We start from the raw sequence: 7,035 nt of genomic DNA, 5'->3' as shown, positions 1-7,035 counted from the left end.
CGCCCAGCTGCGCGGCGCGGGGGGGGGGGGGGGGGGCCCCGGGGGCGACCCCCCCCCCCGCCCTCCGGCGGAACGGTGCGGATCAGGCCGCCGCGGCCAGTCGTTCCGGTGCGGCGCGCGGGACGAAGCGGAGGCTCGGGTGGCCGTGGCGCCAGGCCATCGCGAGCCTCAGGTTGCCGATCCGGGCCAGGATCAGGCCGATGACGGCCGCCGCGGCGAGGGAGACCAGGCCGCCGGTCGCGAAGCCGACGCGGGCGCCGTACGTGTCGGTGACCCAGCCGAGCAGCGGCGCGCCGATCGGCGTGCCGCCGGCGAAGACCATCATGTAGAGGCTCATCACCCGGCCGCGCATGACCGGGTCGGTCGCCATCTGGACGGCCGAGTTGGCGGTGATGTTGACCGTGAGGCCGATCATGCCGATGGGCACGAGCAGCAGCGCGAAGAGCCAGAACGACGGCGAGAACGCCGCCGCGATCTCCAGGGCGCCGAAGACGCCCGCGGCGATCACCAGCATCCGCAGCCGGGTCGAGCCGCGCCGGGCCGCGAGCAGGGCGCCCGCGAGGGAGCCGGCCGCCATCAGGGTGTTGAGGAAGCCGTACGTGCCGGCGCCGACGTGGAAGACCTCGTCGGAGAAGGCGGTCAGCCAGATCGGGAAGTTGAACCCGAAGGTGCCGATGAAGCCGACCAGGACGATCGGCCAGATCAGGTCGGGGCGCCCGGCGACGTACCGCAGGCCCTCCCGGAGCTGGCCCTTGCCGCGCGGGGCGCGCTCCACCTTGTGGAGCTCGGAGGTGCGCATCAGCCACAGGGCGGTCAGCGGGGCGAGGAAGGAGAGGCCGTTGATGAGGAAGGCCCAGCCGCTGCCGACGCCGGCGATCAGCACGCCGGCGACGGCGGGGCCGACGAGCCGGGCGGACTGGAAGTTGGCCGAGTTGAGCGAGACCGCGTTGCGGAGCCGGTCGGGGCCGACCAGCTCGGAGACGAAGGACTGCCGGGCCGGGTTGTCGACGACCGTCACCATGCCGAGGAGGAAGGCGATCAGGTAGACGTGCCAGACCTGGACGTGTCCGGAGAGGGTGAGGGCGGCGAGCGCGAGCCCGCACAGGCCGAGCGCGGCCTGGCTGACGAGGAGCAGGCGCCGCTTCGGGTAGCGGTCGGCGATCACTCCGCCGTACAGGCCGAAGAGGAGCATCGGCAGGAACTGCAGGGCCGTGGTGACGCCGACGGCGGCGGCCGAGCCGGTGAGGCTCAGGACCAGCCAGTCCTGGGTGATCCGGGCCATCCACGTACCGGTGTTGGAGACGATCGCTCCGGTGAAGAAGAGCCGGTAGTTCCGGATCGAGAGCGAGGAGAAGGTTTCCCCCCGCCCACGGGTCTTGAGGGTGGGTTTATGGACGGGTGCGGAGTCTGCTCCGGGTCCCGTGCTCACAGTGCGTCGCCTCCTTGGCGCTCGGTTAGAGGTGGGCGAGCTTCTCCAGGACCGGAGCGGCCGCGCGCAGTACGGCCCACTCGTCCTCGTCCAGACCCTCGACGAGGGCGGCCAGCCAGGCGTTCCGCTTGCGGCGGGCGTCTTCGAGCATGGCTTCGGCCCGCTCGGTCGGGCTGACCACCTTCTGCCGGCGGTCGTCGGGATGCGGCTCCAGCCGGACCAGTCCCTTGGCTTCGAGCAGGGCGACGATGCGGGTCATCGACGGCGGCTGGACGTGTTCCTTGCGGGCCAGCTCACCGGGGGTGGCGGAGCCGCAGAGGGCCAGGGTGCCGAGCACCGACATCTCGGTCGGGCTCAGCGTCTCGTCGACGCGCTGGCGCTTGAGGCGCCGGCCCAGCCGCATGACGGACGAGCGGATCGCGTTCACGGCCGCGGCGTCGTCGGCGGTGCCGTGGGACAGGTCAGGCATGTAGTTAGCCTAACTCATTACTCTCTCTAAGGACCAATCGGGGTGCCGCGTGTCGCACACATCACGCCGGCCCCGCGCGGATCGCCCGCGGACCGGCGCGGGACCACGTCCGGCGCGGGATCGCGGCGCACCCGTCACGGCGTCGCGATCCCGCGCCGGGCGCGGCGTCGCGGCCCACCCGTCGCGTCCGGCGCGGCGTCACGGCGTACCCGTCGCGTCCGTTCAGATCACGGGTCGATATCCATGCATCACCCAAATGAGTGAGCTGGATCCAGAAAGTGACGCAAAGAGGCCCCGGCAGCCACGACCCTGAACGGCATGGGATCGACAGTGCTCAGCCTGCGCATCGACAGTGAGCTGCTCGACCGGCTCAAGCGTCACGCCGCGAAAAGAGGAATGAGCGTCCAGGACTATGTCGTCCGGACGCTCGTTCGAGAGGACTTCGACGAGCGGTTCAAAACCGCCGTCGAGGAGACGGAGAAGTTCTACGGGGACGGGGCGGAGCCGGAGCCTCCCGGCCCCGCCGCCGCCCCGCTCGGTCAGGTCAGGCCCAGCGCCGGCATCGCGTAGTAGAAGACGAAGATCGCCGAGACCGCGTACATGGCCACCGGCACCTCACGGCCCCGGCCGGCCGCGAGCCGCAGCACGCTGAAGCTGATGAAGCCGATGCCGATGCCGTTGGTGATCGAGTACGTGAACGGCATCATCAGCATGGCCAGGAACGCCGGCACCGCGATGGTGAAGTCGCTCCAGTCGATCTCCTTGATCGACCCGGCCAGGATCAGGAAGCCCACCGCGAGCAGCGCGGGGGTCGCCGCCTGCGACGGCACCATGGTCGCGAGCGGCGTGAGGAACAGCGCCACCGAGAACAGACCGCCCGTGACGACCGAGGCGAGACCCGTGCGGGCGCCCTCGCCGACGCCCGCCGTGGACTCCACGAAGCAGGTGGTGGCGGACGAGGAGGTCGCGCCGCCGGAGGCGACGGCCAGGCCGTCGACGAGCAGGACCTTGTTGATGCCCGGGAAGTTGCCGTCCTTGTCCATCAGCTTGGCCTCGTCGCCGACGCCGAGGATCGTGCCCATGGCGTCGAAGAAGCAGGACAGCAGGACGGTGAAGACGAAGAGGACGCCGGTCAGCAGGCCGACCTTGTCGAAGCCGCCGAAGAGGCTGACCTCGCCGACCAGGCCGAAGTCCGGGGTGGCGACCGGGTTGCCGGGCCACTCCGGGGTGGTCAGGCCCCAGGACGGGACGTTCGCCACCGCGTTGATCACCATGGCGACGATCGTCATGACGACGATCGAGATGAGGATCGCGCCCGGCACCTTGCGGATGATCAGGGCGAGGGTGAGCAGGGTGCCCAGGACGAAGACCAGGACCGGCCAGCCGGTGAGGTGTCCGCCGGTGCCGAGCTGGAGCGGGACGGTGGTGTGCGCGGCGTCGGGGATGCGGGAGACGAAGCCCGAGTCGACGAGGCCGATCAGCATGATGAAGAGGCCGATGCCGATCGCGATGCCCTTGCGCAGGCCGACCGGGACGGCGTTCATGACGCGCTCGCGCAGGCCGGTGGCGACCAGCAGCATCACGACGATGCCGGCGAGGACGACCATGCCCATGGCGTCCGGCCAGGACATCTTGGGCGCGAGCTGGAGGGCGACGACGGTGTTGACGCCGAGTCCGGCGGCGAGCGCGATCGGGACGTTGCCGATGACGCCCATGAGGAGCGTGGAGAAGGCCGCCGTGAGGACGGTGGCGGTGACGAGCTGGCCGCCGTCGAGCTGGTGCCCGTACATGTCCTTGGCGCTGCCGAGGATGATCGGGTTCAGCACGATGATGTAGGCCATCGCGAAGAAGGTGGCGAAACCGCCCCGGACCTCGCGGGCGACGGTGGAGCCGCGCTCGGAGATCTTGAAGTAGCGGTCGAGGGCCGAGGCGGACCCCTGGGGGGTCTGCGGCTCGGGGGCGGGGGCCTTGGCGGTGGCCGTGGAGCTCATGGAGTGGGTTCCTCTTCGGGAAGAAGTCCTTTTGGCGGTTCATACGAAGGAAACCCGCCATAGGCAAACCGTTTCAGTATGAACACATGAACGAGGGCGAGTCCATCTCCGCGCGTAGAACCCGGGCGGACCCTGCGAAGGACCCCGCGCGGGCCTCCGGAGGCCCCCCGGAAGACCTCAGAAGCCCCGGAGGGCCCCAGGGGCACTGGAGGCCGGGCCCCCCGTAAAGCCCTGGAGGCCCCCGGAAGCCCCGGAGGATTTCGAAGGCCCCCGGGAGGGACCGCGCGGCACGGACGGCCCCGCCGGTCCCGCGACCCCGCCGCCTAGACTGGCTCCATGGCGAAGTGGACACCCAAGCACGAGGCACCCGAACCCCTGGAGGGCCCCGTCGTCGGCACGATCACCGGCGGCACGATCCTCTGGTTCGTCCTCTTCCTCGTCCAGGTCCCCTTCTACGGCTGGTTCGAAGACCGCGACCTCACCTGGTGGGTGTGGACCTGCCTGGCCGGCGGCGGCCTCGGACTGCTCGGCATCTGGTACGTGCGCAAGCGCGACGCCGCCATCAAGCGGCACCGGACGGCGCAGGAGGCCGCCGGAGGCCCCGCCCGGTAGTACCACGGGACGATTCCGCTCCTCCCGCGGTCGGATCCTGCCGCTCCTCGGCAGGTGAACGGTCGGTTCCGGTCGTACCGTCGAGAACATGACGCAGCGGGCGAAGATCGACACGGAAAGCGGCGGCACCCGGGAGGCCCCGGCCGAACCGGAACCGCCCGTCGTCCACCGGCTCGCCGGGCTCACCTCCGCCGAGGTCGCCGAACGCGTCGCCCGCGGCGAGGTCAACGACGTCCCCGTCCGCAGCTCCCGCTCCACCGTCGACATCGTCCGGGCCAACGTCTTCACCCGCTTCAACGCGATCATCGGCGTCCTCTGGGTGATCATGCTGGTCGTCGCCCCGATCCAGGACAGCCTCTTCGGCTTCGTGATCGTCGCCAACACCGGCATCGGCATCATCCAGGAACTCCGCGCCAAGAAGACCCTCGACGGGCTCGCCGTCATCGGCGAGGCGAAACCCACCGTCCGGCGCGACGGGGTCGCCGCCGGCATCTCCACCTCCGAGATCGTCCTCGGCGACCTCATCGAGCTCGGCCCCGGCGACAAGGTCGTCGTCGACGGCGTCGTCGCCGAGGCCGACAGCATGGAGATCGACGAGTCCCTCCTCACCGGCGAGGCCGACCCCGTCGTCAAACGCCCCGGCGACCCCGTCATGTCCGGCTCCTTCGTCGTCGCCGGCGGCGGCGCCTTCACCGCCACCAAGGTCGGCCGGGAGGCGTACGCGGCCCAGCTCGCCGAGGAGGCGTCCCGCTTCACCCTCGTCCACTCCGAGCTGCGCTCCGGCATCTCCACGATCCTCAAGTACGTGACGTGGATGATGGTCCCCACCGCGATCGGCCTGATCATCAGCCAGCTCGTCGTCAAGGACACCGACCTCAAGAACTCCGTGGCCCGGACTGTCGGCGGCATCGTCCCGATGATCCCCGAGGGGCTCGTCCTCCTCACCTCCGTCGCCTTCGCCATCGGCGTCATCCGGCTCGGCCGGAAACAGTGCCTGGTGCAGGAGCTGCCCGCGATCGAGGGCCTGGCCCGGGTCGACGTCGTCTGCCTCGACAAGACCGGCACCCTCACCGAGGGCGGCATGGACGTCACCGAGGTCCGCGTCCTGAACGGTGCGGACGAGCCGTACGTCCGCAAGGTGCTCGGCGCCCTCGGCGAGTCCGACCCCCGCCCCAACGCCTCCCTCCAGGCCGTCGCCGCCGCCTTCCCCGACGCCGAGGAGTGGCGCTGCACCGAGGCCCTGCCCTTCTCCTCCGCCCGCAAGTACAGCGGCGCCGCGTTCAGCGAGGGCGACGGCGAGGAGTCCACCTGGCTGCTCGGCGCCCCCGACGTCCTCCTCCCGGACGGCGACCCGGCCCTCGCCGAGACCGACCGGCTCAACGAACAGGGCCTGCGGGTCCTCCTCCTCGCCCGCACCGCCCGCGCGCTCGACGCCCCCGACGTGGCGGCGGACGCCCGCGCCACCGCCCTCGTCGTCCTCGAACAGCGGCTGCGGCCCGACGCCGCCGACACCCTCGCCTACTTCGCCGACCAGGACGTCGCCGCCAAGGTCATCTCCGGCGACAACGCCGTCTCCGTCGGCGCGGTCGCCGGCAAGCTCGGCCTGCCCGGCGCCGAGCACACCGTCGACGCCCGCACCCTCCCCGCCGACCGCGAGAAGATGGCCCGCGTCCTCGACGACAACGCGGTCTTCGGCCGGGTCACCCCCCAGCAGAAGCGGGACATGGTCGCCGCGCTCCAGTCCCACGGGCACACCGTCGCCATGACCGGCGACGGCGTCAACGACGTCCTCGCGCTCAAGGACGCCGACATCGGCGTCTCCATGGGCTCCGGCTCCGAGGCGACCCGGGCCGTCGCCCAGATCGTCCTCCTGAACAACTCCTTCGCGACCCTCCCGTCGGTCGTCGCCGAGGGCCGCCGGGTCATCGGCAACATCACCCGCGTGGCGACCCTCTTCCTCACGAAGACCGTCTACTCGGTGCTGCTCGCCGTCCTGGTCGTCGTCTCCCAGATCGAGTACCCCTTCCTCCCGAGGCACCTGACCCTGCTCTCCACCCTCACCATCGGCGTCCCCGCCTTCTTCCTCGCCCTCGCCCCCAACAAGGAACGCGCCAAACCGCACTTCGTCCGGCGGGTCATGCGGTACGCGGTCCCCGGCGGCGTCATCGCGGCGGCCGCCACCTTCACCAGCTACCTCCTCGCCCGCCACCACTACACCGGCGCGGACGCGCTCGGCGCCGAGACCAGCGCCGCCACCCTCACCCTCTTCCTGGTATCCCTGTGGGTCCTCGCGATCATCGCCCGCCCCTACACCTGGTGGCGGATCGCCCTCGTCGCCACCATGGCCGGCGCCTTCCTCCTGGTCCTCGCCGTCCCCTGGCTCCAGGACTTCTTCGCCCTCAAGCTCGTCGGCACCACCATGCCCTGGGCGGCCGTCGCCGTCGCGGCGACGGCCGGAGCCCTCCTGGAGGCCGCCTGGCGGTGGGTGGACCACAGGTTCCCGGCGTAGCGGCCACTCGCTAGGGTGTCCGGTC

Annotated in this window: 6 protein-coding genes; 3 read left to right on the top strand and 3 right to left on the bottom strand. The window is 71.1% G+C overall.

Features of this window, described 5'->3' with window-relative positions; translation table 11 throughout:
* Positions 1-82: 82 nt before the first annotated feature.
* Entirely contained in the window at positions 83-1,429 is a 1,347-nt protein-coding gene (locus AB0E83_RS15010; protein WP_362110436.1) for an MFS transporter, read from the bottom strand.
* Between the two features lie 25 nt (positions 1,430-1,454).
* Complete coding sequence (locus AB0E83_RS15005) at positions 1,455-1,898, bottom strand: MarR family transcriptional regulator (RefSeq protein ID WP_362110433.1); 444 nt, start codon at positions 1,896-1,898, stop codon at positions 1,455-1,457.
* A 318-nt stretch (positions 1,899-2,216) separates the two neighbouring features.
* Here AB0E83_RS15005 and AB0E83_RS15000 point away from each other — a divergent pair, with 318 nt between their 5' ends.
* Positions 2,217-2,468 (top strand): ribbon-helix-helix protein, CopG family, encoded by a 252-nt coding sequence (locus AB0E83_RS15000; protein ID WP_362110430.1) that lies wholly within the window; start codon positions 2,217-2,219, stop codon positions 2,466-2,468.
* On the opposite strand, the gene AB0E83_RS14995 is transcribed toward AB0E83_RS15000, so the two are convergent.
* A complete protein-coding gene (locus tag AB0E83_RS14995; RefSeq protein ID WP_362110427.1) occupies positions 2,438-3,889 on the bottom strand; it encodes an NCS2 family permease in 1,452 nt (483 codons plus the stop codon). The genes AB0E83_RS15000 and AB0E83_RS14995 overlap by 31 nt on opposite strands.
* A gap of 336 nt (positions 3,890-4,225) precedes the next feature.
* Between AB0E83_RS14995 and AB0E83_RS14990 the strand changes: the two genes are divergently transcribed.
* Positions 4,226-4,501, top strand: a complete 276-nt coding sequence (locus tag AB0E83_RS14990) for a DUF2530 domain-containing protein (RefSeq protein ID WP_362110424.1) — start codon at positions 4,226-4,228, stop codon at positions 4,499-4,501.
* 88 nt (positions 4,502-4,589) lie between these two features.
* Complete coding sequence (locus AB0E83_RS14985; RefSeq protein ID WP_362110421.1) at positions 4,590-7,010, top strand: HAD-IC family P-type ATPase; 2,421 nt, start codon at positions 4,590-4,592, stop codon at positions 7,008-7,010.
* The last annotated feature ends 25 nt before the right edge of the window (positions 7,011-7,035 follow it).

This window comes from Streptomyces sp. NPDC035033, from assembly GCF_040636735.1.
Classification (GTDB): Bacteria; Actinomycetota; Actinomycetes; order Streptomycetales; family Streptomycetaceae; genus Streptomyces.
This window is presented reverse-complemented; position numbering and strand designations above follow the sequence as displayed.

Excerpts from the sequence above, each read along its gene's own strand:
- AB0E83_RS14995 (WP_362110427.1), bottom strand. The coding sequence starts at position 3,889 with ATGAGCTCCACGGCCACCGCCAAGGCCCCCGCCCCCGAGCCGCAGACC.
- AB0E83_RS15000 (WP_362110430.1), top strand. The coding sequence starts at position 2,217 with ATGGGATCGACAGTGCTCAGCCTGCGCATCGACAGTGAGCTGCTCGAC.
- AB0E83_RS15005 (WP_362110433.1), bottom strand. The coding sequence starts at position 1,898 with ATGCCTGACCTGTCCCACGGCACCGCCGACGACGCCGCGGCCGTGAAC.
- AB0E83_RS14985 (WP_362110421.1), top strand. The coding sequence starts at position 4,590 with ATGACGCAGCGGGCGAAGATCGACACGGAAAGCGGCGGCACCCGGGAG.
- AB0E83_RS14990 (WP_362110424.1), top strand. The coding sequence starts at position 4,226 with ATGGCGAAGTGGACACCCAAGCACGAGGCACCCGAACCCCTGGAGGGC.